This is a genomic window from Paenibacillus sp. FSL R7-0179, from assembly GCF_038002265.1.
GTDB lineage: Bacteria > Bacillota > Bacilli > Paenibacillales > Paenibacillaceae > Paenibacillus_AQ.
Genome location: NZ_JBBOCC010000002.1, coordinates 2,810,291 through 2,835,254, shown reverse-complemented (window position 1 = coordinate 2,835,254; position 24,964 = coordinate 2,810,291). Strand labels below are relative to the sequence as shown.

Sequence of the window (24,964 nt, the reverse complement as noted above, 5' to 3'; positions counted from 1 at the left end):
TCTCCTTTATCAGCCCAGATAGGATAGATCAAAGCCTTCGAAATGCTGCGCGGCCTCTTCCTCGTTCAGAATGGCGCCGATACAGCCCGGCCGTTTGCGGGGTCGCTGCATAGCCGTCATGATATACTGGATATAATTGAAATTGTTCGAGAATGAACGGATGCCGATGGCCTGCATGATAATCCCGATGAACGCGCCGGGTGCGAGGTTGGTATTCATCATCTTGTCCGCGTAGTCCGGGAACAGCTCCGCCTTCAATTTCTCCACACAGACGAACAGGAACTTCTGCATACGGATGAAGATATAGTCATTCTCCTTCTGATAGATCTCATCCGTGTGGACCAGCTCTCCATTCAGATAGAATTCGGCCAGAACCGGCGATTTCAGCTTCATGTACCCCTCCTGGTCGAAGGTGATATGATTGAACACATCATATAGGACCACCGTATACGATAGCTCCTCTTTTCCGCTGAAGGCCTGAAGCCCGGTTAAGTACAGATTGCCGTCCGCAGCATAAATATCCACAATATCCTCTTCGTAAAATAATGCACCGGTGCCTCCTTCCTCCACCTGCTGCCTATACATGAAGTAGGAGCTGTAAATCCCGCTCATAATCTCATAAATATGAAAGCACTTAAACCGGTCAAACCGGAGCCTGGCGGCGAGCTTCCTGTCGAACCGCTCCCCTTCCAGCTCCTCCTTCAGCTTCCGCTCCAGATACTCTCTGGAACACAATACACCCTTCCCGCCGTTAAAAAGCTCGTCCACCGCCGCTTCCAGAATCAGCCCTTCCGGGCTTACCGTCAGATGGATCATGAACGACAGGGAGACATCCTGCTTTCGCATACGGGTAATATCCCGCTGCCAGCCGATGATACGCAGATTCCCGTCCTCCTGCCTCTGTAGATTCGTACCCCGTGCCCGGATCATGGGCACAAGCTTGTCCGTGCAGGAATAGTTGCCGTAAGCGACTCTTTTGCGGATAATCTCCAGGTCAAGCGGTTCTCTTACAATCAGCTTAGGGACGGGGAAATTCGCAGTCTTCATCGTTCTCCTCCCTCTCCTACCATATGAGATACGCCGCTGCATACGTTAAGCCGCATGCGCTGCCCAGCAGCAGAATAGAATTTCCCTTATGCAGCAGCCCCTGCTCTTCGCCAATAGCCAGGCCCGCAGGGATATTAGTGCTGCCCATATTGCCGTTCAGGGGAAACGTATTGACAGGGAAAACCTTATCTGTCCGCACCTCCAGCTTATTCAGCAGTGAATTGGTAATATTGCGGCCGAGCTGGTGGGAGAAGATATAATCGATACTGTCCTTACTCAGCCCGTGCCCGTCCAGGAATTCTTCAACAAAGCCCGGCATATCGCGAATGACCTTGGCGGCAATCCCGCGGCCGTCCGACCGGCTCATGAAATCCATCTCCGCGAAGCTTGGTACGGGCATATGGATTTTGGGCGATACATAAAGGGACAGCTCCCAATCCTCATGATTCCGCTGCTCCCCGTAATACCGGATAGATCGTTCGCCATGATCGGCACCCAGCAGCATCGCGGCGGCGCCTGCCCCGGCGAACAGCAGATTCATTTTGTAATCCGCGTCTGCAAGGCTGCTGACCTTGCCTGCGTAATTGGAGGCCTCCAGCAGCTCCAGCGGATTCTCACTGGTTACCACGAGAATATTGCGGTATTTGCCGGAAGATATGTATAGACTGGACAGCTCCATCGCTTTGAGGAATCCGTTACAGGTATCGTTGATGTCATAATAATTGCTCCGGCTCATCCCCAGCTCATGTGCGAGAATCATGGCATACGACGGCTCACGGAACGGATTGCAGACGCCCACGAACAGCAGCAGGTCCACTTCGCTTGCCGGGATCCCCGCCTTGCCGATTGCTTCCAGGGCAACCTTCACAGCCATCTGCACCGAGCCGTCTTCCCTGTAGTCCACAGAGCAGGAGCGGGTCTCTATCTCCAGGAAATCGAGCTTGCGCTTGCTGCCGTACACGAGCTGCTCCAGATCATCCTTGGGCAGCTCCTGACAATAATTCTCCGCGAACCATTCTACAATCTCCCCGTTGTTCATGCGCCCCTTTGGGATGTAATAGGATAAGGCGCGTATAGACAGATTCAACATAGTCATGTTCCTCTCCATTAAGATGATAGACTGCCGGTCTGCAAGTCCCCGCCCAGGCTTCGATAGTGATTGAACCGTTCGTAGGCTTCGCCCAATGTCCGGGTCATCACGCGGTCTTCGGGATTGAACATGACCTGATACTCTCTCTCGAGTCTTAGCATCGCGTTCACTAAGGATAAAGAATCGATCCCCAGCTCCAGCAGCAGATTGACCTCCGGGGTCAGTCTGGAGGACTCAATTCCCAAATATCCGGCGAAAATCTGCTGAAACTGTGTAAAGCTTATCCGCTCTTGCATATGCTCACCTGCCTGTTGTCATATTGTGTCTAACCTGGTCAATCAGGAGAGGGACGGCCTCGAACAGATCGGCCACAATACCGTGGGCAGCCAGTCCCAGAATCGGCGCGTTCCGGTCCTTGTTGATGGCAATGACCGTGTCCATTCTGCGGATGCCCACGGTGTGCTGAACGGCTCCTGATATGCCGACAGCGAGATAGATCCGTCCGCTGACATTCCGGCCGGTTAAGCCGATCTGCCGGGAATAGTCCAGCCAGCCTTGGTCAATTACGGGCCGGGTAGCACCAAGCTCTGCACCCAGACATGCGGCCAGTTCCCGGACCAGATCCATGCCCTCCTTGCTGCACACGCCGCGCCCGGCGGCAACGATGATACCCGAAGCGGAGGAGGAATCCGCAGCTTCACGGGTGCGGATGACCTCAAGGACGGAGGTGCGGAGCGTCTGCGGAAGCTTGAGCTGCGGGCGGATGACCTGGCCCGTGCGGTGCGGACCCGGCGGCGCGGGAAGCATGGCTCCGGGGCGGATGGTAGCCATTTGCGGTCTGGCCTCCGGACAGCAGATGGTGGCCATCAGCGTCCCTTCCCGGGCGGGACGGATCTGCAGCAGCATGCGCTGGGCCGGATCAATATCCAGCCCGGTGCAGTCTGCGGTTAAGCCGGTATTCAATCTGGAGGCCAGTGTGGCCGCGATGGATTTGCTATGTATGGTGGAGGAGAATAACAGAATTTCCGGCTTCTTGTCCATCACTAGCTGATACAGCAGAGCAGTATGAAGCTCCTCATTAACCGGACTTAGCACGGGCTGATCCAGTATATAGACGGTGTCCGCGCCATGTCGGATACAAGAGTCTGCATCTGCGGCGGCTCCGCTGCCGGTAAGCACCACGGCAATATCCGTCTGCAGCTTCGCAGCCAGCTCACGGGCGCAGCCCAGCAGCTCGTAAGCGGCCGGATGGAGTATTCCGTCACTGTATTCACAGGCAATCATGATCCCTTCGTATTCTCTGGCCCGCAGGCACTGATTCGGCATGGCTGCCTCCTTATCCTAATGAATGTAGCGAAGATATACAGCGGGGTTCCGCTCTGGAGCATCCTTACCCAAGGACGAGCCGGGCGACCTCCTGGATCTGCTCGTGAAGGCTCTTACCGCTGACGGTGTGCTGTACCTGCCCTTCTACGGCATTACGCACAGCTAATACCCGGGTTGGGGAACCTGCAAGCCCGCAGGCTGCCTTGTCCAGACTAAGCTCTGCGGCGGACAGCCTTGTAATTTCAGAGCGGCCCGCTTGCAGAATGCCCTTCACGGTAGCCATTCGCGGCTGGTTGATGCCCTGGTGCACCGTAATCAGGGCCGGGAGCGCCAATTGTACGATTTCAGAACCATTCTCCGTCATCCGCTTGCAGATGATGAAGCGTTCCTCCAGTGCAAGAATCTCTTGCACATGCGTGGTGTGGGCCACTCCCAGCTTCTCCGCCAGCGCGGGGCCGACCTGACCCGTCTCCCCGTCAGTGGAGTGCGTGCCGCACAGGACCAGATCCGGCTGGCCCAGAAGCTGAAGTCCCCGGGCGAGGACAATCGCTGTTGCCAGTGTATCTCCGCCCGCGAACAGCTTGTCGGTCAGAAGCACCCCCCGATCCGCTCCAAGTGCGATACAGCTCCGCAGGGTCTTGGCTGCGGATGCCGCACCCATGCTGACCGCGGTCACGCTCCCGCCCAGGCGCTGTCTAATCCGCAGGGCCTCTTCGAGGGCGAAGACGTCCGCCGGATTCAGCGCCAGTCCGGAGCCTGCGGTCTGTACCTGCTTGACACAGACGGCGATATGCCATCCCTCCGTAGCTTGGAAGGCTGCTCCGCTGCTCATGAAGGCTGGCGCAATTCCCGGAGAATCGGCGAAATATTCTCTTTGCGCACATCGTCGCAGTTCCGGACCATTTCTTCCGCCATTTCCTTGCCCATGAACAGCCGGGTCATTTTCTGGCCGACTTTCATCATGGTTTTATCCTTATCGGCAAGTGTTTCGAAGTTGAAGCGTCCTTCCAGCGGGAAATACGTAAGGCCGGCACGGATTTTCTCAGGAATGCTTTTGGTATAGTTTTTGACGGTGGCTTCGCTCTGTACAGGCGTCTTGGAGACGGAGAAGAGGATGACCTTCTTATCCTGCAGGTGACCCCACACCTTTTTCAGATAATCGGCGATGACCAGCTTCTGAACCCGGACATACGTGCCTATGATCACTGTGTCATACCGGTCTGCCTGCTTCATGTCGAAGCTCCCGATGTCTGCCAGATCGGCTCCAAGCTCCTCCGCGATCCACTGCGCATATTGCTTCGTGCTTCCATAGACACTCGTGTAAAGGACAAGACTTTTCATACAGCACCTCCTGAAAATGTAAATGTTATGGTCTGCCGGTTAGTCCGGCAGCAGCTCCTGCAGGGATTGCAGCAGCAAGGCCTCCGAGGAATCAGTCATCGCCTTGGCCGGCAGCACAATGGTAAAAACATATTCCTCCCGCAGAACGGATATTGCCTTGAATTGCGTGAAATTCTTGAACTGGCTGATGGCCCCCCGTCCGCTGCGGCTGCATGATTTGACTTCAAACAGCTCAGTGGGAACGGTGAAGCCGGTCTGGATGACCTTGGACATCGCTTCCTTGGCCGTCCAGAGCAGAGTCAAAAAGTTCGGGAGGGCAAGCAGAGGCCCGGACTCCTTGATCAGCTCCTCCTCCTGCTTACTGGTAATTCTTCTGATCCCCTCCACGGCCTTCTCGTCCACCAGCTCGATATCGACGCCCGCCATGAGACGCGGATCGTAATCCACCGCAGCCCCAAGCCTATCGCAATGGGTAATGGTAATCCGCCGGGTACTTCCGGACACTATCGGCTGGCACAGAATACCGTGTTCAATCTGGATGCCGGCGAGGTCATCCTCTTCCCCGGCCGCAGCCATCTTGGCGGCAAGCTTGCCGAGCAGATAGCTGTTGCGTCTTCTGGGATACTGGAAGCCGAAATACTGCTCCTTCTCCGCCGCACTCAGATAGTCCAGCGGACCGTCCTCCGGCGGCAAGGAGACCACGCTGAGCTTCAGCCCGTAGCGTCCCTCCGGTCCTTCCAGCTCCAGATGGCATCTTCTCACTGTCTCGGAGAGAAATTGTTCATATTGCCTTGCGAACGCTGTATATTGCACCTGTCTGCACCCCTATTCTTTCTCCCAAGGAAATCTTTGATAACGTACATAATTCTGAATGTTCTCCCTCACCTCCGGCGATGCGGTCAGCTTGTCGATCTCCGCCACGGCAGCCTTCTCCATCCGCTCGTTGATGATCCACATCTCCCGGAAATAGCCCTTAATTTCCCGGACTGTCTGCGGCGAGATCCGGCTGATTCTCCGGTACAGCCGCTGGACGGCGGCATCCGGGGTATCGGTCACCTCATCAGCCAGTCTGCACCCCAGCGCTTCTTCCGCAGACAATGGCAGTGTGGTTAGCGTCATCTTGTACGCCTGCCAGTAGCCTGTCCGTCGGATCAGATAAGGGCTGACCAGTGCGGGAACGAGGCCCCAGATCGCCTCCGGCAGAGCGAAGGTGGAGCGCGGTGTGGCGATGACATAATCGCAGGCGGCCATAAGTCCGATGCCGCCGGCAAGCACCTGCCCGTCGGTTTTGGCAATCACCATCCTGGACAGATTGCCGAGCCTCTTCAAGAGCTGCATAAAGTCTGCGGAGGGTGGGGCACCGGAATCAGCGCTTCCTCCGGCAGCCTCCCCGTCCACGAATGCCTGGAAGTTCATCCCTGTGCAGAAATAACCGCCGGTGCCTTCCAGAACAATAGCTTTGCAGCCGTCCAGCGCTTCAAGTCTTCCCAAGGCAGCCAGCAGCTCGGATACAAGAACGGCAGACAGGCTATTCCTGGACCCGGGACGGCTCAGCCGGATGCTGTACAGTCCATCGCCCAGGTGGCTAACGGCAATGGCTTGATAGTCCATAACCATGGTTCAGCTCCACGCATACTTGCGGTGAAAATCATCGACCTCTGTCAGCACAAGGTAACCCTTGCCCTTGAAGAAGTGATCATAAATCCCGCTGAATCTGGAGAAATCCACCTTCTTATCGCGGATTCCGAACAGCCACTCCACGTTCTGATCCAGAATATCGTCGTATTCCTCAAAGGTCAGTTCGTAACGGCTGTCCAGATGCCCCTGTATGTTCATTGCGCTTAGCTTCCTGACGGATTCCGGTGTAATCACCCCGCTGTAGAATTCAGAGGAACAGCCAGAGCCATAGGAGAACAACCCGACTCTGCGGTAATCCTGAATATCCGCCTGGTCAATCAAGCTGCACAGACTGAGGTACAAGGCGGCGGAATAGACATTCCCCACCTGCATGCCGTAGGTCAGGGAGGGGGCCACTCTCTGCTCAAAATCCTGCTGGACCGCAGAGCCCCTCAGCTTCAGCTCATCATGGATCAGCTTGCGGTGCGCGCCCTTGACCATACCGCCGAACGGCGTATGGAAGGCCAGGTAATCGAAGGTCTCACGGAAATCGACACCGTCCACCTTGTCCTTATAATTCTTGTAGGCGTTCTCCAGGCAGTCCAGATAAGACAGCAGCGATAAATCCGGGTTCCCGGTCTCGATCTCCGGCAGCGGACGGCAGGTGTCCATTACCTCATAGCTGTAATGGCCGGTAGCGCCGAAATCCAGCTCCAGAATCTCAGGATTGGCACTGATCAGCATCGCTACGGCTCCGACAGCCTGGGTCGGCTCCCCATAGGTGCTTTTGGCAGCCGCCCTGGCAACATCGGTAGCAATGACTAGTGCCTTGGCTCCCGGAGACGCCCCCGAGGCGATGAAGCACGCAGCCATATGCAGTCCGGCGGTGCCGCCGTAGCAGGCCTGCTTCAGCTCGAATAACCGGCAATGACGGCCGAGGCCCAGATAGTCATGGATATAGGTGCTGAGTGATTTACCGAAATCGACGCCCGACTCGCTGGCTGTAATGACCAGCTCAATCCGGTTTCTGTCCGCTTCGCTCAGAGCGTCAATGATCGGCTTCGCCGCATTGACCCCGCCGGTTACAGCATCCTCGCAGGCTACGCCCACCGACTTGCGGTCCATCATCAGGTTGTCGAACCGGCTAAGGTCCAGCCCCCGGCCCTCGAAGATCGTCCGGGCCGGAATGACCGCCGGTCCTCCGTAAAAATTGATGCTCTCAATCCCCACACGCATTCAGCTTGCTCCTTTTCTGATAATAATCCCGGTGTTGATTCCCCCGAAGCCGTAGGAATTGCTGAGCCCGCAGGTAATGCTTGCAGGCTCCGCCTGCCTCGCGGCGAACCGGTAATTCGGGCTAACCGGCTCCTCCAGCCAAGGCAGTGGATGAAGATATTCCCCCTGCATCTGGAGAATCGTCGCCACGGCTTCAACTACTCCGGCCGCATACAGACAATGTCCGGTCAGTGTTTTGGTCGAATTCAGCCTCAGGCCAGGCGTGTGGCTGCCGAATACCCGGGCGATGGATCTCAGCTCTGTCACATCCCCCAGCGGTGTTGAGGTGCCATGCGCATTGATATAATCTACCCCTGAGGGGCCAAGTCCGGCGGTACGCAGCGCCAGCTCCATGGTCCGCACCTGTCCGTCCTCATTCGGATCGGACAGGCTATGGGCATCCAGCGAAGCTGCGCCTCCCGCAATGGTGGCCAGCACCTCTGCTTCCCGGGCCTCCGCGCTGTCGGCTCCCTCCAGGATCAGGCAGGCGGCGGCCTGCCCGAAGATGAAGCCCTCATGCCGGCTGTCGAAGGGACGGCATGCATGAGCAGGGGCCGAATGGAAGCTCCGGCCGCCGTAGGCTCCTATGTTAAGGAAGCTTTGCAGCTCCAGCGGGGACAGATCAGCCAGGGGACCAATAACCATACAGACATCGGCTATGCCCAGCTGAATCATCTGCGCTGCTCTAAGCACTGCCGCATTGCCGCTAGCTGAAGCCCCGCCAACCGTGGCCCCTTCTCCGCGGATGCCGAACATCTCGCTTAGTACCCCGAGCTGGCAGGTATCCATGTAATTCAGAGCATAACGGGGATGGAGCAGCTCCGGCTGCCCCCCGCATGCCGTCATGGCTGCATAGCTGATTGCCGGTGAAATATTGCTTCCGGCTACAAGCAGTCCAATCCGCTCCGCCTCAGGCTTGGTTATATTCAGCTTCGCCTCCTGCCAGGCCTGGGCAGCGGCCAGTGCTGAGGCCTTAACCGATTTGCCGGAGATACGGAATAACCGGCCGGCATTCCGCGATAAATCCCCTTTATAACAGAGGAAGGCTGGCTCAAGCCCTTCCTCCGGCAGGGCTGCACCGATCAGCGGTTGCCCGTCCGCATAGGTTAACCCTTCAAGATAGCCTATTCCGCTGCGTCCGTGCCGCAGCGCCTGGCTGAAGGCTTCGGTGCCGCTTGCAGCCGCGCTGACAATCCCCATCCCGGTAACGTATACCGGGCGGTAATCAGCATACCGGTAACCAGGTGCGCGCTCAGAGATTCTCATGCAGGAAATCTACGACCTCTCCGATATTCTTGAAACTTCCGAACTGGAGCAGCGGTATCTTGAGCTTCAATTCGTCCATGGTGTCGGAGATAATATCGAACCGGTCAATGGAGTTCGCGCCCAGGTCTTTCATGCTCACTTCTCTGCGGATCTGGCCGGGCGTTAAGTCCGGCAGGATATCGATCATCTTCAGCTTCATAATCTCCAGTACCTGATCTTTGCTCATTCGTATCCCTCTCCTCTTAGAATCCGGGCTGCCCCGTCCATGATCCTGACCGCTATATCGCCCGCCCGGCGGTTTCTCCAGACTTCCAGCGGGCTTCCCTTCACCCATTGGTTGAAGGCTCCCATAGCAGGGCCGCACATGATGCTGTAATTGACCTTGTTGCCGGAATCCCCGGCGATGGCGGAAATCCTGCCCCGGGTCATGTACCATTTGAGAACAGCGGCAAGCTGCTGCTTCGGATCTGCCTGGACAGCAGCCTGTTCTTCAGGCGGCATCGCCTGGCGGCTGGACTCCAGAACATCCGCCAAAGGCCGGCCGAAGTATTTGTCTTCGAGCTGGGACTTCATCTTGCTGTCCAGCTGCTGAATAGAGGCGGTGCTGCGGTACAGCTCATATAATTTGTTGGCTCTAGCCGGGAAGAACAGCCCTTTCTTGACCACCTGGGCCTTACCGCCCAGCTCGAACAGCTCCCGGGAAGGCACATATGCCATGTCGTACACACTCACCTGCGCCAGCAGCTCTTTGACCTCCGGGCTGGTGCCGCTCTCCACCGTACACTGATTAATCGACCCGGTCAGAATGAAATCAGCACCCATCAGGAACAGTCCTGCGGCGGCTTCCGGTGTTCCGATGCCTCCGGCAGCGCCGATATGCATCCTGCTGACCGGAGCGAAGGTGACCGCCAGCTCTTTCTTCAGCCGGATAAGCGTCGGCAGCAGGCTCAGAAGGTTGGCCTGATCCGTCGGCCCGGCCGAATCTCCGGCCGCGCAGAGATCATCCGCAACCGGAACCAGCTTGGCCAGCTCCGCCTGCTCCGCCGTAATCTGCCGCTGTGCCAGCAGCTTGTCCACGATGCGGGCCGGAGCCGGCGACATGAACATGGAGGCAATGTCGGGCCGAGAGACCTTGGCGATGATCTTGTGGCTGCTCTGCACAGTACCATCCTCCGCCCGTGTAAGGCCCAGCAGACGGTATTTAATCAGTGCTGGCGTCAAGGTGAGGTAAGAGGAGGCTTCAACCAGCCTGATCTTCTCCTGTAACAGGAAATCAATCAGCTGCTCCTCCTGCTGCGGATAGATCGGGTGATAGGTGACCGACACCCCAAGAAGCTTGCTGTCCCCGAGTTCCCGGCGGATATGGCGGATTGCATTCCCAAGCTCCGCTGCCTTCATGCCGCCGGCTCCCAGAAAGGCGAGACAGCCGGCTCTCCCGGCCTGCACAACCAGCTCCTGTGAAGATATTCCGTCATTCATGCCTCCCATCAGATATGCATAGTCCAATCCGTACCGGTGCTTGAATACCGGGCTTCCCAGCCCGGTCCCGGTGAGAGCTCCTCCAAGGGCTGGCTGCTCTTGCGTCACAGCTTCTGCAGCCTCCAAGATTTCCACAGCTTCGTCAGCTTCCGGAGTTACGGCCACGGCTGGCACCGCAGCCTTGTCATCCGTGTCCGGCAGCGTATCTGCTTCGGCGGTCGCGGCTGCTTCCGCGATGGCCAGTGCCGCTTCGGCGGCATCATCGACGATGAGCGGTCCGGCTTCACGCTGAATTTTGCTGACCAGTCCTGCGATCACATGTCCCGGCCCGATCTGGGTCAGCTCCATGTCCGGGTGCCTGCCCATGAGATAACGGACAGATTCGGACCATTTCACACTGCTGATCATCTGCTCGGTCATATAGTGCAGAGCGCCGTCTGCCGAATACGGCCGGGCTGTCAGGTTGGCAATGACCGGAATAGACGGCGGCGCGAACTCGAACTGGCTGAGGAATTCCCGGAATTGCATCGCTGAAGGGCGCATATACCGGGAATGAAAAGCACCGCTGACATTCAGAATCACATAAGCGGAAGCACCGCTCTTCTCGAAGATTTCTTTGGCGGCTTCGACATCCTCCTTCAGACCGGAGACAGCGATCTGCGTAGGTGTATTAAGATTAGCCACATCCAGCTGGTCGAGACTGTTCTGTGCTAGAATCCGCAGGACCTCTTCCTCTGTCAGCCCGATGACCGCGGCCATGCCGCCGCCGGTGGCTGAATTCATCAGTGCGCCCCGTTGCTGCACAATTCTCAGTCCAGTCTCGAAATCGAACACACCCGCCGCATAGAGCGCACTGTACTCACCCAGGCTATGTCCGGCTACGTAATCCGGTGTTCCGCTTCCCTTCTGTAATTCCTTAAGATAGGACAGCACATTAACGACATAGAGCGCAGGCTGCGTATAAGCAGTAGTATCCAGCAGGTTACTGCTGTTTCTAAGGCACAGCTCTTCAATGGAATAACCAAGCACCCGGTCCGCAATCGCTGTATATTCGGGATACTCCTGGAACAGACTGCCTCCCATGCCAACGAACTGTGCACCCTGTCCCGGAAATAAATAGGCTTTCTTGCTCATCAGCGGCTCCTCCGCCTCCTTCTCAAGGTTCATTTGCGTACATTCAGCAACGAGCTCATTCAGCTTCTTCAATTCACTGCCCATGGGCGTAATTACGGACCGGATTTGCCCGGACTGCTTTTTCCCCAAAATGTATTTGCTGAAATTCTCCAGGGTGCCGGAAGGACCCAGATCAAGAAAGAACCGTTCTCCCCCGGCAGCCAGACTCTCAAGTGCCCCCCGGAAGTTCATCGGCTTCCTCAGCACATCCCACAGGAACGATTCATCAACCTTCTGCACGATTCCTCCGGCCATAGAGGATACCAGAGTGACTTCCCCGGCCGGAGACTTGTACTCTATTTTCTGCAAATATGTACGGTAAGGCTCCTCCAGTTCGTTGATAGATGAGGAGTGAAAGGCGTAATTGACCGGCAGCTTCAGGCTGGCTACGCCGCGCTCTTTGATGAACTTCTGAACTTCCTTAACCTGCTCGCGTCTGCAGGCAATGGTGAAATGCTGGTCGAAATTCACCGCGATCAGTTCCGAGCGGGAGTTCAGCTCTACGTTCTCGTGATAGAGCTGTTCATGATCCAGTACGGCAATCATCGCACCGGTAGTGCAGTTTGCGCGGAGCAGCTCTACTTGCTTCACGATCAGCTCCAGTGCCTGCTGCGGCGTCAGCACTTTAGCTACAGCCAGTGCAACATACTCTCCAAGACTGACACCCAGTATATAGTGCGGGGTGATGCCCTCTGCCGCCAATGTTTCTGCCAGCGCATACTGAACCATAAAGATTGCGGGATGGGAATAGACAATATCTTCGAACTTGGAGCCTTTGCGCTTCGTGCCCAGATACAGCTCTGTAATCACACTTTTGCCGGTCAGCTCATGAAAGATCCGGTCCAGACGCTCCATGGATTGACGGAATACCGGCTGCTTTTCGAACAATTCATACCCCATCTTGTGGTACTGTGAGCCTTGCCCGGAGAACATAAACACCATTTCGCTGTGCATTTTCCGTACCTCCCGAATGTGGAGCGGCTTATTTGAAATCAAACACTCTGGCATTATTCTTGCGGTTCCTGTATTTCACAAAATGATTGATATCATCGATCTGAAAATACAGATTCTTCTTGTAAAGATAGCTCATCTCTTTGCCCGGCGGATCACCGAAGGAATGGCCCGGGAATACCTGTGCGCTTGGCGGAATCAGCCGGATCAGCCGGTGGATGCTGTAGAACATATCCTCTGCCGAACCGCCGTCGCTGTCGCATAAGCCGCAGCCTTCGATAAATACCGTATCGCCGGAGAACAGATGGTCTTCGCCCCAGTAACAGACGCTGCCCGGGGTGTGCCCGGGGGTCACTAGACAGGTGATTGCTGAATCTCCAATGTGAATCCGGTCCATGTCCTCAACGGTTCTGAGCCGGTTGCAGCGGTATTTATAGTAGTCCGCCTCTGTTTTGGAGATATAGACGGTGGGACGGTAGAGCCTTTCGAGCTTCTTCACCATATTGGTGTGGTCAAAATGAGAGTGGGTCAGCAGCACAGCCTCAAGCGAGGCGTCATGTGACTCCAAAATACGGATCATCTGCGATACATCCCAGGACGGATCAACCACAAAAGCTTTGCGGGAGGTCTTGTCAATACCGAGATAAGCGTAGTTCAAAAAAGTCATGCACTGCGTTTTAAGCGTAAACAGATCATAGGTCGCTTCCATGCCCGCCTCCTTGAAGATTTGCTGTGTCATATTTTCCAGAATTTTCACTACTAATCTACTAAATTATCATCTACTCGTTCTCTGACTGTCAATGAATGTTTATGCTGTATAATGTTAAATTTTGTTTCAATTTATAGTATATTTACCGTCTGTGCCCCGCAATGAGAATACAGTCCGCCATAAAGCGCCGTTCATCGTCTCCGGGCAGGAGATGGATGTCATGGTAGCCCGCATCTGCGAAGGCCTGCTCCCAGGCATACGGGTCTATGATCGGAGAGCTATCGCGCAGCTTCCGGTCCTCGAACAGCCACCAGCCTTCGGCAAGCCCCCAGACCAGATCCACCCAGCGCCGCCGCTGGCAGGCCTCAATCAGCATCAGCAGCCCACCCGGTACAAGCACCTGCCGGAGGTGCTCCAGTGTCACGCCTATATCTCTTGTAGCATGGACTACATTTAGCCCAACCACAGCATCGAAGCTGTGCAGTGCGAGGCCCTGATCTGCCGGATTCTTGCTGATATCGAAGGTCCTGAAATGCAGCGCCTTGAAGTCGGGATTATCCTTCGCCTTGGTAATGAAATATTCCCCGATATCCGTGAAGCAGTAATTCACATTCGGCAGTGCGGCCAGATCGAGCAGCTGACGGGTCAACAAGCCGGTCCCGCCGCCAATCTCCAGGATATGGACCGGCTTGCCGCTGCGGGCCTTAGAGATTAAGGAAGCAAGAATATCATGTGTTACCCTGGCATAGACCCTCTCCCTACCATGCTCTGCCGTATCCCGGTTGCTCTGCTCCAGTGCTTCCGCGCTGCCTTTGGGAAAAAGTACGCTGACCGGCGGAATGGCCCCGCTGAGGGCCTCCTTATAATGTGCGCAGCAATAATCCAGGAACCGGAGCATTCCCCGGAAGTCGGGATAATCCTCCAGACAAGCCTCGTATAACTGCTGCGGTTCAGGAATCTCCGCTTCGGGCTTGATGAATTGCAGGCGGCTGCCGAGCAGTCTGACCACCCCGTCCTCTGCCAGCATGCCGATCATAGAGTCCAGCAGCCGGCTATACGCCGGGAGAAGCTTCAACTGCTTCACCCAGACAGTCCTGTCATGGACTGCCCCGGGCGAAGTATCGAAGCCGCATTGACTGATATACCTGTAGGCATAGCTCATGCACAATTCATTCAGGCGATCCTCCAGACCGGCGTAGCCTTCAATTCCTTTTATATCCAGCTCCAACAGGTGCAGTTCCTCCTTGTCCTTCAGGAGCGCGCTGTTGTCCTGCAGACGGAAGGGAGCGGGTTCCGCCGGGAAGATGAACTCTTCCACAGCCCGGTTAAGTTCGCCGTGATGTGTCATGAACAGGAAATGGGCGGCGTCCGCCAGCTCCAGACTATGGGCACCAGGGATGGCAGCTGCCATTTCTGCAGATTGCCGGGTATTGATAATGGTGTCTTTCCTGCCGCAGATGATCAGTACCGGCACCCGGATACGGCCGAGCAGTCCGGCAGTAGAGTAGCTGCGGTGATTGCCGGGCAGATAATATTCCATATACTTCGTGAAAATCTGCTTGTCGATGCTCTTCCCGTATTCCATCAGCTCCAGTGAATCGAGCCCGCGGTCGACGGCTTCCAGATCCTTGCGCATGGCCGAATCGGCATCCATCTGCGGATTCTCATTGACGATTTCATAGATGGAGCTGACCAGAATCAGACTGGAGACCCGCTCCGGGTACATGACACTGAACGTTTGTCCGATCATCCCTCCCCAGGATATACCGATCACATCCGCCGCTTCCGTCACTCCCAGCCGGTCCAATACTTCGGCAATTACTTGGACCCTGTGCTCCAGCGAGTAATCTTCAATAGCCTCACTGAGACCGCAGCCCGGATTATGAATGCTAATGACCCGGCAGCGGCTGGAGAAATAATCAAGCTGATGCAGAATCATCGGCGAGGCCATCCCCACCCCGCCGACAATCACCAGCGGCTTGCCCTTCCCCGAGATCACCGCTTCTATTTTCTGTCCGGCGGAGGTATTGACCAATACTTGTATATATTTGTGCGGCACACGATCCAGCTCGGATACAGACAACGTTTGATAACCTGTCTTGGCCGAGGCTGCGGAAGAGCCGTCAAGCTTGCTCCAGAAGTCAAGGAAAAAGCGGTCTGCGCTGTTGACCAGCCACAGGGAATCCTGTGGGGCCCGTGGGCTCTCTTCAGGCTGGTAACTTGGAGAGCTCACTTGCTCCTTGTCTTGTACATTGGCTGCCCCGCTGAGATCCTGACCTGCTGCTTCGGGAAAGGAAGCAAGCAAATATCCGCTTAAGCTGTTGATCGTGCTGTATTCAAAAAAGCTGTCCAGTGGAAAGCTGAACCCCAGGCGTTCGGTCAAAAAGCTGTGAAAGCCCGTGAAGCTGATAGAATCGAACCCGAAGCTCTTCCAGTCGTCATCCGGGCGGATTTTGTCTGCCGGTACCTTCAGCAGCGCGGATACCCCCTCTGCCAGCAGCTTATTCAATGATCCGGCCGAACTCAGCCGCTCCGCTGGCGCAGGGGGCGAGGCTGCTCCATATAGCGGCTCCTCCTGCATCTTCTGCGGCGGCTGTACCGGCATGCCGGAAGGCCGCGTGCTGCTCTCTCTAATGATTTTCAACGCTTCCTCCGGTGACATTTGCTGATTCTCCACCAGCTTCAACAGCTGCATTCTCGAATAGGTGCTCATTCCAGGAGATCCCCCACTAACAGATTTAGATTCTCGGCGCTTATTTCCCTGTTATGCAGCTTGTTCAGCCACATCAGCAGCTGGTTATCGTCCAAGACTTCGGACGCTTCTTCAGTGAAGGCGGGCAGGACAGGCGCTTCTCCTTCAGGAGCCTTCACCGGACTTGGCAGCCAATAACGTTCTTCGTCAAAAGCATATTCGGGCAGCGGTGTCTTACGCATAGGCTGCGGGTACCAGGTGCTCCAGTCGATGGATACTCCTTGCACCCAGAGCTGCGCCAGCTTATCCAGTCTCCGGGCAAGCAGCAGCTCACTTAGGAACAGGCGGCTCTCATCGCCGTCGAACAGCTGGCTGAGCGCCGAGCGCTGGCTGCTCTGCCCTTCGTAGATGCCGGACTGGCCTTGACGCCCGGACAGGTAGGCCTCCAGCTTCCCGTGCAGCATGCTCAGACTGTCCGCCACAATAGCCAGCCGCTCCGTCATCTCGGCGCGTCCGGTCTGAAGATTGTAGGCCAGCTGCTCCAGAGTCAGACTGTCGTGCAGGCAGACCTTTTCTTCAGGGAGAACTGTATGGTACCGCAGCTCATAATAGTTGCTGATCCCCGAAGGATCGTGCTGCATCAGGAACATCACCAGACTGCCAAGTGAAGAGAAGCCGTAGACGGCATCCTTGAACTCAAGTCCGAATTTGTCCCTCAGCAGCTCCAGAAGCTGCAGTGTCTTGACCGCATCCAGCCCGTATTCCTCAAGCTCCGCTCCCGGATCAATTTCCTCCCCGTCAAGCGCCATCACTGCTCTGAATAAGGCGGTAACGTCCCGCAGCAGGCTTGTCTCGATGCTGTGGATATTGTTATTCAGCGCAGGACTGGCCGCTTCAGCTGTCAACATGCGGCCAATGTAGGCCTGTAGCCTGCGGCTGTTTTCCCTGAGGCTGGTCCCGCTTTTGGCAGAGAGAATAATGATGTGCGGGTTGCGGCCCTGTTCAGGGACCTCCGCCGGCGGGTTGCGGTATTCCTCCAGCACGATATGGGCATTGCTCCCGCCTACGCCGAATGCGCTGACACCTGCCCTGCGCGGAATTACGCTGTCCCGGCTGCCTGTAAGCGGCTTCCAAGGAACCGTGTGCTCCGCAATGCTAAGCCCGCTGCCCTCCAGCTTGATATAGGGGTTCAGCTCCTCAAAATGGATGTTTCCCGGAATGCTCCCGTGCTTCATCGACAGCAGCACTTTGCTGACACCCGCGATGCCCGCCGCTGATTCCAGATGGCCAATCGCCGTTTTGACCGAACCGATTACACATTGCGGCAGCTCGGATTCAGGCTTGCCCCACTGCTGGTAAAGGGCTTTGAAGGCTTTCTTCAATCCTTCGACCTCAATCGGATCGCCCAGGCTGGTGCCTGTACCGTGTGTCTCGATGTAAGTGACCGTGGAAGGGTCTATCCCTGCCGCTGCATGGGCGCGGATAATTACCTCAGCCTGGGCTTTGGCATGCGGCGAAGTGATTGAATTCGACTTCCCTCCGTGATTGACCGCAGTTCCCCGGATCACCCCGTGAATATAGTCCTTATCCCTGACGGCGGCAGACAACGGCTTCAGCAGCAGCGCACCCGCACCTTCGCCCCGTACATACCCGTCGGCGTCTTTGTCGAAGGTCTTGCATTTCCCGTCCTTACTGAGCATCCCCAGACTTCCGCCCGCAATGAATAGGTTCGGGCTGGCAATCAGGTTGATTCCGCCTGCTACCGCATAAGGGCAGCCTTCATTCCAGATGGACTCCACCGCACGGTGGATTGCCACCAGTGAGCTGGAGCAGGCTGTATCCACCGGCTCGCTCGGTCCGCTCCAATTGAAGAAATAGGAGATACGGTTGGTCAGCATCGTGCGGGTCAGTGTAGTGGCTATCTCCTCCTTAAGAAGCAGTTCCTGATAATCCCCGTTCGATACCCCGATGAACACCGAGGTCCGGGTACCCGACAGCGTCTCCGGCTTGTAGCCCGCATTCTCCAGCGTATGCCATACGGTCTGAAGCATATGTCTCTCCTGCGGGTCCATTTTCTCCGCCTCCACTGGTGAAATACCGAAGAATAACGGATCAAACGTATCAATGCGCTTCAGGAATGCACCGTATTTAACGTCCGTTCTCCCGGCCTCCCGGCGCGGATCACCGTACCGTTCCTGCCAGCTCCAGCGGTCTTCGGGAATGGTAGTGACCATATCCTTCTGTGCCGCCAGATTGGACCAGAACTGCTCCAGGTCGTCTGCTCCGGGCATCATCCCGCTCATGCCCACGATGGCGATAGGCTCTCTGGCACCGGGCAGAACGCCCGTAGTCTGTCCCGGCTGTGCGGCTGAACTCGCTGATTGCAGAGCCTGGGCTGCGCCGGTACCCGGTTCAGGGTGCATCAGTCTGAAGGCAGCCTGAGCCTTAAGGGCGGATTGCTCAGACTCTGATTGCTTCGCTTGAACCGTCAGAGGACCGGTCTTAAGCTCCTCCTCCGGCGCAAAATACCGGTCTACCGCGGACCGGAACTCCCCGTAGACCGCTTCCGCAATTGCAGCTGGTGTAGACTGCTCAAAGAACAGCGTAGGTGTGATTTCCACCCCAAGCGTGCGGTTAACGGCATTCGACAGCTCGGTGAACGAGATGGAATCGAAGCCGAGCTCAGCAAGGTCGGACTCCCGGTGAATCTCATTCCGGTCGCTCTTAAGGATCTCTGCCATAATCCCGATGAGTGCCTCCTCCAGTTGACGGCTCCGTCCGGTAACCGCATGCGCGGCGCTATCGCAGCCTTCCGGCTGTCTTAGCTGGCGCTTCGGCTGACCCGCTGTCCCGGTGAATGCCTGAATCATTCTCTCCTTGTCGCCGGAGACCACCATCACCTGGGCTTCCGGGGAGGACAGGCTCTCTTCCAGGGCGAGCAGTCCTGATTGATCGGATAGCGGGAGCATCCCGAATCTCGTCCACAATAGCTCCCTTGTCCCGCTGTCCACCTGCATGCCGCCCTTGTCCCACAAGGACCAGTTCACTGCGGTATCCCTTCTGCCCCGCTTCTCATTCATAAGCGCCACATAATGATCCAAGAAGCTGTTGGCATAAGCATAGTCACTCTGCCCGATATTACCGATCAGCGCGGTGGATGAAGAGAACGGCAGGAACAGCAGCTCCGGATTATCGCGGGACAGCGCCCGGTATAGATGAACTGTTCCGTATACCTTGGCACTCAGCACCTCGGCTATATCCGCCATGTTCTTTTTGGCCAGCAGCGAATCCTTAATGACACCTGCGGAGTGGATGACACCATCCAGCCGGTTATAGATCCCTTTGGCTGCTGTTACCGCCAGCTCTACGGCCTTCTCGTCCGCTAAATCCAGCGGGAGATAGGCTGCATCACCGCCAAGAACCCTCAGCCGCTCCAGCTTGGCGGGGTCGGCGCTTATGCTTCTGCCGCAGAGGATCAGCCGGGCCTGATACTTTGCCGCCAAATGCTCGGCCACCTTGTAGCCCAGCCCGCCCAGCCCGCCGACAATCATATAAGCACCGCCGGTCTTCAGCTTGCCTGTGCTGCCCGCAAGCGGCAGTGAGGGAATTAAGCGCCGGCTATATCTGGTGCCGTCTTCATACTTGACCTCATATTCAGGTCTGCTGTCTGAGAGCTCCTGCTCCAGTACATCCTTCAATCTGCTGTGATCCTTGAGCTGGATCAGGCTGCCCTGAAGCTTCGGATTCTCCAGCGCGGCTGAGCGGAAGAAGCCGGACAGTGCGCTATACTCGGCGACTGTCTGCCCATTGCGGTAGATGCAGACCAGACGGACCGGATGCCGGAAGCGGATGGAGGCCAGCCATTTACACAGGTGGAACACGGGATAGATATCCTTGTCCACACGTTCCTTGACTGTCCGGCAGCCCGGACTGCCAAGCAGATAGATAATCTGCAGTCGCGTATCCTCGGCGATGCTGTAATCCTCTGCCAGTCTTGCGTAGCTCTGCGGATCGGACGGATTCAGCTGAACCTGATCTGCGGCCAGCTTGCAGTAAATTGAAGCGGATTTTACCTGTATGGCATCGGCAGGAAATTCAGCGCCCGGCTGGGCCTCTTGTTCAACGGGAGCCCCCATGACTAGCAGGGTGACTCCTGAAGCGGAGGGTTCTACCAGCGGTTCTACGGCACTTTCCACCCAGCTTGGGGTCAGATAGACCAGCTCCCCGACACTTGACTTCGGCTCCGGCAAGGAAGATGAAGCTACTGCCGGCGGGTTCACCTGGAACGGGCGGAGCGTAAGCTCCTTCATTCTTGAGACCACATTTCCGCCTTCCGTCAGGAACGCAATATCGAATTTCAGTCCCAGGCCCGGCGAGCGCTTAACATAAGCGTATGCGGGCTGACCGGAAGCATCGATAATGTCGAGCTGTCCCAGCACGAACGGCACGAACAGCACCTGCCGGTCGATCAGTCCTGTCCGGTAGGCAAAAGCCACCGCTGACTGTAAGCCTCCGTCCGTTAAAGTCGGATGCAGCTGGTAACTGTCCAGTGTCGGCCGGAGATCTTCCGGTACGGCCAGCCTGGAGATAGCCTCTGCCGGATTGAAATAAAAGGCCTGTATCCCTGAGAAGCGGTGGCCCAGCTCAGCACCCAGACTACGCAGCAGCTCATAGTAGGAGCGCGCCTCCTGCTCCCCTCCGCTGCATCGGCCGGTCAGGAGACTGACATCCAGGCTCTCCGGCAGTCTATCTGCGGAAGAAGCAAGCACCAGCTTGCCTTGGGCATGTTCCACCCGCTGTCCGTCTTGTCCGGAATAGATCTGAAAGCCGATTCCTTGAGCACCAGGCTGCAATACAGCCCTAACCTCTAGCGCTTGCTTGTCCACCAGAACTGGACTTGACCAGACTACATTGCGGATTCCGGTAACGGTCTGCCCGGGAGCGGCCAGTGTCCCGGCTGCACGGATCATCTCCAGATAGACAACGCCCGGCAGGACATGCCCATGGTCGGACAGATAGAATTCGTTACCTGCAAAGGTTTTCTCGAACACCTGCTCGTACAGCGTGGACCTGTTCCGGTCAATCAGCGCGTGCAGCGCATGGACGGGAACTTCAGTCTTGGCGGGAACACCGCCTGACTCCTTCAGCGGCATCCAATAACGGGTCTGTGCAAAAGGGTACCCCGGCAAGGGCATTCTTACCGGATAACGGTTGCCGTATAGCACAGTCCAATCTATGGTGCTGCCCTTTGTCCATGCCTTGGCGAGGAAAACATGATTCCTAACGGACAAGGCACCGGTGATTTCCGCAGGGGAATTGTCCGCTGCTTGGGCTGCTATGCGGGATTTAGGGACGCTGCCTGTGAACAGCGAATCCGACGGATACCCCCCGCAATAAGCGGCCAGTGCCTCCCGCAGCTCCCCCGGTGTCGAGCCAATGACAGCCAGCCGTTCCTCCAGCTCTTCCCGTCCGGTCTGGAGGGTATAAGCCATCCTGTGTATATCCGCCGCTCCGGTAAGGGCGCTCTGAAGGAGTGCCGCATACTCGCGCAGCCGGTCAGAATTCTTAGCCGACAGGAGAAATATGGCGGGTTCATGCACAGCCCGTATGGGTTGTACAGGCTGCAAATACTCTTCAATAACGGCGTGGGCGTTCGTGCCGCCGAAGCCGAAGGAGCTGATACCTGCGCAGCGCGGCACCGGCTGTCCGTCTCTGTTCACCCCTGTCTCCCAGTTCTTCGTGTGCTTCAAAACATAGAACGGGGTGCCTTCCAGCTGAATATACGGATTCAGCTCCTTGAAATGAAGGTTTCCAGGCAGCTTGCCTCTGGAGAGAGACAGCAATACCTTAATCACCCCGGCAATCCCGGATGCAGGCTCCAGATGGCCGATATTCGATTTGAATGCGCCAAGACCAATCCGCGGTCCGGGACCCGGAAGGGTACCCCGGCGGCGGTACAGTTCAGTGAAGGCCTTCTTCAGCCCGTTGATCTCCACCGGGTCCCCCAGCTCTGTACCCGTTCCATGCGTCTCAATGTAAGATACGGCTGCCGGATCGACACCCGCCTCAGTGAAGGCCTGCACCACCAGCTCCGCCTGAGCATCCGGGCTCGGGGCAGTCAGCGAATGCCCGCGTCCCCCGTGATTCACGGCAGTGCCCTTGATTACGCCGTAGATATGATCTCCATCTGCTACGGCCTGCTCCAGCGGCTTCAGCACTATGACTCCAACACCTTCACCCTTAACGTAGCCGTCCGCACTGCGGTCGAAGGTTCTGCATTGTCCTTCCGGGGAGAATACGCCCATTACTCCTGCTCCTACATAGGTATTGGGATCAAGCATCAGGCTCACCCCGCCGGCCAGAGCAAGGCTGCTCTCTCCCTGCTGGATAGACTTCACCGCCCGGTGCAGGGCGACGAGACTGCTGGAGCAGGCGGTGTCAATGGATTCGCTCGGCCCTTTGAAATTGAACAGATAGGATACGCGGTTGCTGAGCAGAGCAGTTGCATTACCAATGCTGGACTGGGCCTGAATCTTGTCCATGTTCGCAGATAAGAGCTGCTGATAATCATTGAATTGTACACCGGAGAAGACACCCACCGGCTGCCCGGCAAGCGCGGACATCTTGTACCCGCTGTCCTCCACAGCCTTCCAGACGGCCTGAATGAACAATCTCTGCTGCGGGTCCATCAGCTCTGCTTCACGTGGAGAGATCTGGAAGAACTTCGCATCAAATGTATCATGGCCGCTGATAAAGCCGCCCCAGCGGGAATTCGTCCGGTTCTCCGCCTGCGGGTCCGTACTGTAGTACGCCTTCCAATCCCAGCGGTCTGCCGGAATCTCCCGGATCTGGTTCTCCTGGTTCTCCAGAATCCGCCAGAGCTCCTCTGCCGTATCGGCGCCCGGCAGCTTGAAGCTCAAGCCTGTCACCGCCACATCCCGCAGCGCTGCCGGTTTCGGAGCGGCGATAGTGCGGCTGGTCTTGCTGCGGCCCGGGAATTTGCGGGCCAGCGGCAGCAGCTCCGGCGGCTGTGCTTCGTCTGCGGATGCTGCTGTGAAGCGATAAGGATCAGCGTCAGCCTCCACGGGAGGCAATGCGGACGCAGCCGGGAACTTATGCAGCGGCTCTGCCCGTTCAGGTGAAGCAGCTGGCGCAGCTGCCAGAGTCACAGCGGAATAGTGCGCCTGAAGCTCCGGGCCGAACTCCTCCAGCAGGAATGCGAGCAGCTCTTCCAGTGTAGTTTTGGCAAAGAAGACCGCAGGTGACAGTTCAATATCATACATTCCGCTTAATTCGTCGGCGAATTCCTTCAATGACAGCGAATCAAAGCCGAAATCGCCCATGTTCTCCTCCACGTTCAGCTTCCCGGGCTGTGTCTGCAAAATCTGCGCCGCCAGGTTCAGCACATCCTGCATCGCCTGTTGTTCCAATGATCCGGTGTTGATCTCCGTATGCTCCTCCAACCTCACACTTCCTCCCTTGACCTGCGCGGCCTGCTCCGGCTTCAGCTTCAGCTGCATCTCCAGCCTTGCCCGTTCCCCGTATACTACTGCGGCTTGCCGGGTCTCACTTGCCAATAGTTGTTCAAAAGCGCTGATTCCCAGCTCAGCGGATAAATATCCCATCCCGGAGGTCTGCAAATAGAGCTGTTCCCCCTGCGGGTCCAGGTGCATGCCTCCCGCTTCCCACAGCGGCCAATTCACGCTTAGGCTCTTGCCCTGCCGCCTGCCCTGCTCCATCCATTGATGCCTGAGCTGCAAATACCGGTCCATGAACCGGTTCGCCAACGCGTAGTCGCATTGACCGAAATCCCCCAGCAAGGAAGACGTTGAGGAGAAGGCGGCGAAGAAATCCAGCGGCTCGTGCCGAGTAGCTTCATCGAGGGCGGCGATTCCGGCGATTTTCGGCCGGAGAACCTCTGCGAAGGCGGCGGTGTTTTTCTGAAAAACAAGCTGCCCGCTCACCTGTCCCGCCGCATGGATCACACCGTTAACCGCTCCATACCGCTGCTTCGTCTCCCGGACTGCCGCATGCACCTCCGCAGGATTTGCAATATCGCAGGCCAGGTACAGCGCTTCTCCGCCTAAGGTGCGCAATGCGTCAAGCTGATGCTCTAAGGAAGCAGTAAGCAGACGCCTGCCCAGCAGAATCAGCTTCGCCTGCCGTTTCTGTGCGAGATGTATACTCAGGATCTTGCCCAGCGCCCCGGCTCCGCCGGAGATGATATACACACCGCCTTGCTTCAGCTGAACGGGTCCGCCGCCCGCCTTCAAGTCAAGCTCGCTGAACTCCCGCTCTAATCTGCGGCCCTGCCTGTATTCCGCCTCATGTGTAAAAGCAAAGCGGTCCAGCAGACTCTCCTGGCGGATAAGCTCTGCCAGATTGTACTCCCCGTCGGCAAGCCGGATGTGAGTGAAACGCAGGCGCGGATATACCCGCTGTAACGAGCTGCCGTACGCTCCCAGAGCTTCCGTAGCCGGGTCTGCTTCAGCACCGCTTCTGGCTATGGATAACCAGCGGAGGTTCAACCGCAGCTTCAGGGTATGGAAGGCTTGAATCCAGTGGAATACGGTGAGCATCGCGCCAGTATCTGGTGTAAGCGGCCCCTCTGTGGATGAGGATTTCCTCCAAAGCATCACAGCATGGGTAACGTTCAGCTTCGCTCCTATCACATCCGTCAGCACAGCGGTATAGTCCTGCTCAGCCCCGGGATTAATCATGTAATCATGTTCTGCCTGTTTGTGGAAGGAACCGCCTGCTGCAACGCTTATCACAGTGAAATTACGGCTTAATTCTCTTGCAGCCTCACGGGCCTCTATGTCCCCTGCTGCCATGTACACCAGCAGAGCCTCTGCCCCGGAGGGGGCAGCTGAAGGCTCTGGAGCAGGGACGGATTCCGTCCACTGCTCCCGGAAATAGATCAATTCTTTGCGTTCATCCAAGTTATCCATGCCCATTGTGCTGACCACCAACCTATATTTGATATACTGAGTTCCGG

15 protein-coding genes are annotated in these 24,964 nt (G+C 56.8%); all 15 read right to left on the bottom strand.

Going from position 1 to position 24,964, the window contains the following annotated elements:
* Nucleotides 1-9 precede the first annotated feature (9 nt).
* Nucleotides 10-1,047, bottom strand: coding sequence for a hypothetical protein (locus MKX63_RS28560; protein ID WP_341021956.1), 1,038 nt, complete (start codon nucleotides 1,045-1,047; stop codon nucleotides 10-12).
* Between the two features lie 16 nt (nucleotides 1,048-1,063).
* The gene (locus MKX63_RS28555; protein WP_341021955.1) at nucleotides 1,064-2,143 is read right to left on the bottom strand and encodes a 3-oxoacyl-ACP synthase III family protein; all 1,080 of its coding nucleotides are present in this window, start codon (nucleotides 2,141-2,143) and stop codon (nucleotides 1,064-1,066) included.
* An 11-nt stretch (nucleotides 2,144-2,154) separates the two neighbouring features.
* Nucleotides 2,155-2,433 (bottom strand): acyl carrier protein, encoded by a 279-nt coding sequence (locus MKX63_RS28550; RefSeq protein WP_341021953.1) that lies wholly within the window; start codon nucleotides 2,431-2,433, stop codon nucleotides 2,155-2,157.
* A 4-nt stretch (nucleotides 2,434-2,437) separates the two neighbouring features.
* A complete protein-coding gene (locus MKX63_RS28545; protein WP_341021952.1) occupies nucleotides 2,438-3,463 on the bottom strand; it encodes an electron transfer flavoprotein subunit alpha/FixB family protein in 1,026 nt (341 codons plus the stop codon).
* Between the two features lie 64 nt (nucleotides 3,464-3,527).
* A complete protein-coding gene (locus MKX63_RS28540; RefSeq protein WP_341021950.1) occupies nucleotides 3,528-4,295 on the bottom strand; it encodes an electron transfer flavoprotein subunit beta/FixA family protein in 768 nt (255 codons plus the stop codon).
* Complete coding sequence (locus MKX63_RS28535; protein ID WP_341021949.1) at nucleotides 4,292-4,804, bottom strand: flavodoxin domain-containing protein; 513 nt, start codon at nucleotides 4,802-4,804, stop codon at nucleotides 4,292-4,294. The genes MKX63_RS28540 and MKX63_RS28535 overlap by 4 nt, the downstream gene beginning before the upstream one ends.
* Nucleotides 4,805-4,843: 39 nt before the next feature.
* On the bottom strand, nucleotides 4,844-5,617 hold the full coding sequence (locus MKX63_RS28530) for a 4'-phosphopantetheinyl transferase family protein (protein WP_341021947.1): 774 nt from the start codon (nucleotides 5,615-5,617) through the stop codon (nucleotides 4,844-4,846).
* 12 nt (nucleotides 5,618-5,629) lie between these two features.
* Complete coding sequence (locus MKX63_RS28525) at nucleotides 5,630-6,421, bottom strand: enoyl-CoA hydratase-related protein (protein ID WP_341021946.1); 792 nt, start codon at nucleotides 6,419-6,421, stop codon at nucleotides 5,630-5,632.
* A gap of 3 nt (nucleotides 6,422-6,424) precedes the next feature.
* A complete protein-coding gene (locus MKX63_RS28520) occupies nucleotides 6,425-7,657 on the bottom strand; it encodes a hydroxymethylglutaryl-CoA synthase family protein (RefSeq protein ID WP_341021945.1) in 1,233 nt (410 codons plus the stop codon).
* On the bottom strand, nucleotides 7,658-8,962 hold the full coding sequence (locus MKX63_RS28515) for a beta-ketoacyl synthase N-terminal-like domain-containing protein (RefSeq protein WP_341021943.1): 1,305 nt from the start codon (nucleotides 8,960-8,962) through the stop codon (nucleotides 7,658-7,660). It abuts the gene before it with no gap.
* The gene (locus MKX63_RS28510) at nucleotides 8,949-9,188 is read right to left on the bottom strand and encodes a phosphopantetheine-binding protein (RefSeq protein ID WP_341021942.1); all 240 of its coding nucleotides are present in this window, start codon (nucleotides 9,186-9,188) and stop codon (nucleotides 8,949-8,951) included. The genes MKX63_RS28515 and MKX63_RS28510 overlap by 14 nt, the downstream gene beginning before the upstream one ends.
* Nucleotides 9,185-12,568: an ACP S-malonyltransferase gene (gene fabD, locus MKX63_RS28505; protein WP_341021941.1), complete on the bottom strand. Its 3,384-nt coding sequence runs from the start codon at nucleotides 12,566-12,568 to the stop codon at nucleotides 9,185-9,187. Before fabD ends, MKX63_RS28510 begins: the two co-directional genes overlap by 4 nt.
* A 28-nt stretch (nucleotides 12,569-12,596) precedes the next feature.
* A complete protein-coding gene (locus MKX63_RS28500) occupies nucleotides 12,597-13,304 on the bottom strand; it encodes an MBL fold metallo-hydrolase (protein ID WP_341021939.1) in 708 nt (235 codons plus the stop codon).
* A gap of 112 nt (nucleotides 13,305-13,416) precedes the next feature.
* Nucleotides 13,417-15,987 carry an alpha/beta fold hydrolase gene (locus tag MKX63_RS28495; RefSeq protein ID WP_341021937.1) on the bottom strand — a complete coding sequence of 857 codons (2,571 nt, stop codon included), beginning with the start codon at nucleotides 15,985-15,987 and terminating at the stop codon, nucleotides 13,417-13,419.
* A complete protein-coding gene (locus MKX63_RS28490) occupies nucleotides 15,984-24,923 on the bottom strand; it encodes an SDR family NAD(P)-dependent oxidoreductase (protein ID WP_341021935.1) in 8,940 nt (2,979 codons plus the stop codon). The genes MKX63_RS28495 and MKX63_RS28490 overlap by 4 nt, the downstream gene beginning before the upstream one ends.
* Nucleotides 24,924-24,964 lie beyond the last annotated feature (41 nt).

What these genes read in the sequence shown, in the direction of transcription:
- MKX63_RS28560 (WP_341021956.1), bottom strand. Translation starts at nt 1,047, where the DNA reads ATGAAGACTGCGAATTTCCCCGTCCCTAAGCTGATTGTAAGAGAACCG.
- MKX63_RS28555 (WP_341021955.1), bottom strand. Translation starts at nt 2,143, where the DNA reads ATGACTATGTTGAATCTGTCTATACGCGCCTTATCCTATTACATCCCA.
- MKX63_RS28550 (WP_341021953.1), bottom strand. Translation starts at nt 2,433, where the DNA reads ATGCAAGAGCGGATAAGCTTTACACAGTTTCAGCAGATTTTCGCCGGA.
- MKX63_RS28545 (WP_341021952.1), bottom strand. Translation starts at nt 3,463, where the DNA reads ATGCCGAATCAGTGCCTGCGGGCCAGAGAATACGAAGGGATCATGATT.
- MKX63_RS28540 (WP_341021950.1), bottom strand. Translation starts at nt 4,295, where the DNA reads ATGAGCAGCGGAGCAGCCTTCCAAGCTACGGAGGGATGGCATATCGCC.
- MKX63_RS28535 (WP_341021949.1), bottom strand. Translation starts at nt 4,804, where the DNA reads ATGAAAAGTCTTGTCCTTTACACGAGTGTCTATGGAAGCACGAAGCAA.
- MKX63_RS28525 (WP_341021946.1), bottom strand. Translation starts at nt 6,421, where the DNA reads ATGGTTATGGACTATCAAGCCATTGCCGTTAGCCACCTGGGCGATGGA.
- MKX63_RS28520 (WP_341021945.1), bottom strand. Translation starts at nt 7,657, where the DNA reads ATGCGTGTGGGGATTGAGAGCATCAATTTTTACGGAGGACCGGCGGTC.
- MKX63_RS28515 (WP_341021943.1), bottom strand. Translation starts at nt 8,962, where the DNA reads ATGAGAATCTCTGAGCGCGCACCTGGTTACCGGTATGCTGATTACCGC.
- MKX63_RS28510 (WP_341021942.1), bottom strand. Translation starts at nt 9,188, where the DNA reads ATGAGCAAAGATCAGGTACTGGAGATTATGAAGCTGAAGATGATCGAT.
- fabD (WP_341021941.1), bottom strand. Translation starts at nt 12,568, where the DNA reads ATGCACAGCGAAATGGTGTTTATGTTCTCCGGGCAAGGCTCACAGTAC.
- MKX63_RS28500 (WP_341021939.1), bottom strand. Translation starts at nt 13,304, where the DNA reads ATGACACAGCAAATCTTCAAGGAGGCGGGCATGGAAGCGACCTATGAT.
- MKX63_RS28495 (WP_341021937.1), bottom strand. Translation starts at nt 15,987, where the DNA reads ATGAGCACCTATTCGAGAATGCAGCTGTTGAAGCTGGTGGAGAATCAG.
- MKX63_RS28490 (WP_341021935.1), bottom strand. Translation starts at nt 24,923, where the DNA reads ATGGGCATGGATAACTTGGATGAACGCAAAGAATTGATCTATTTCCGG.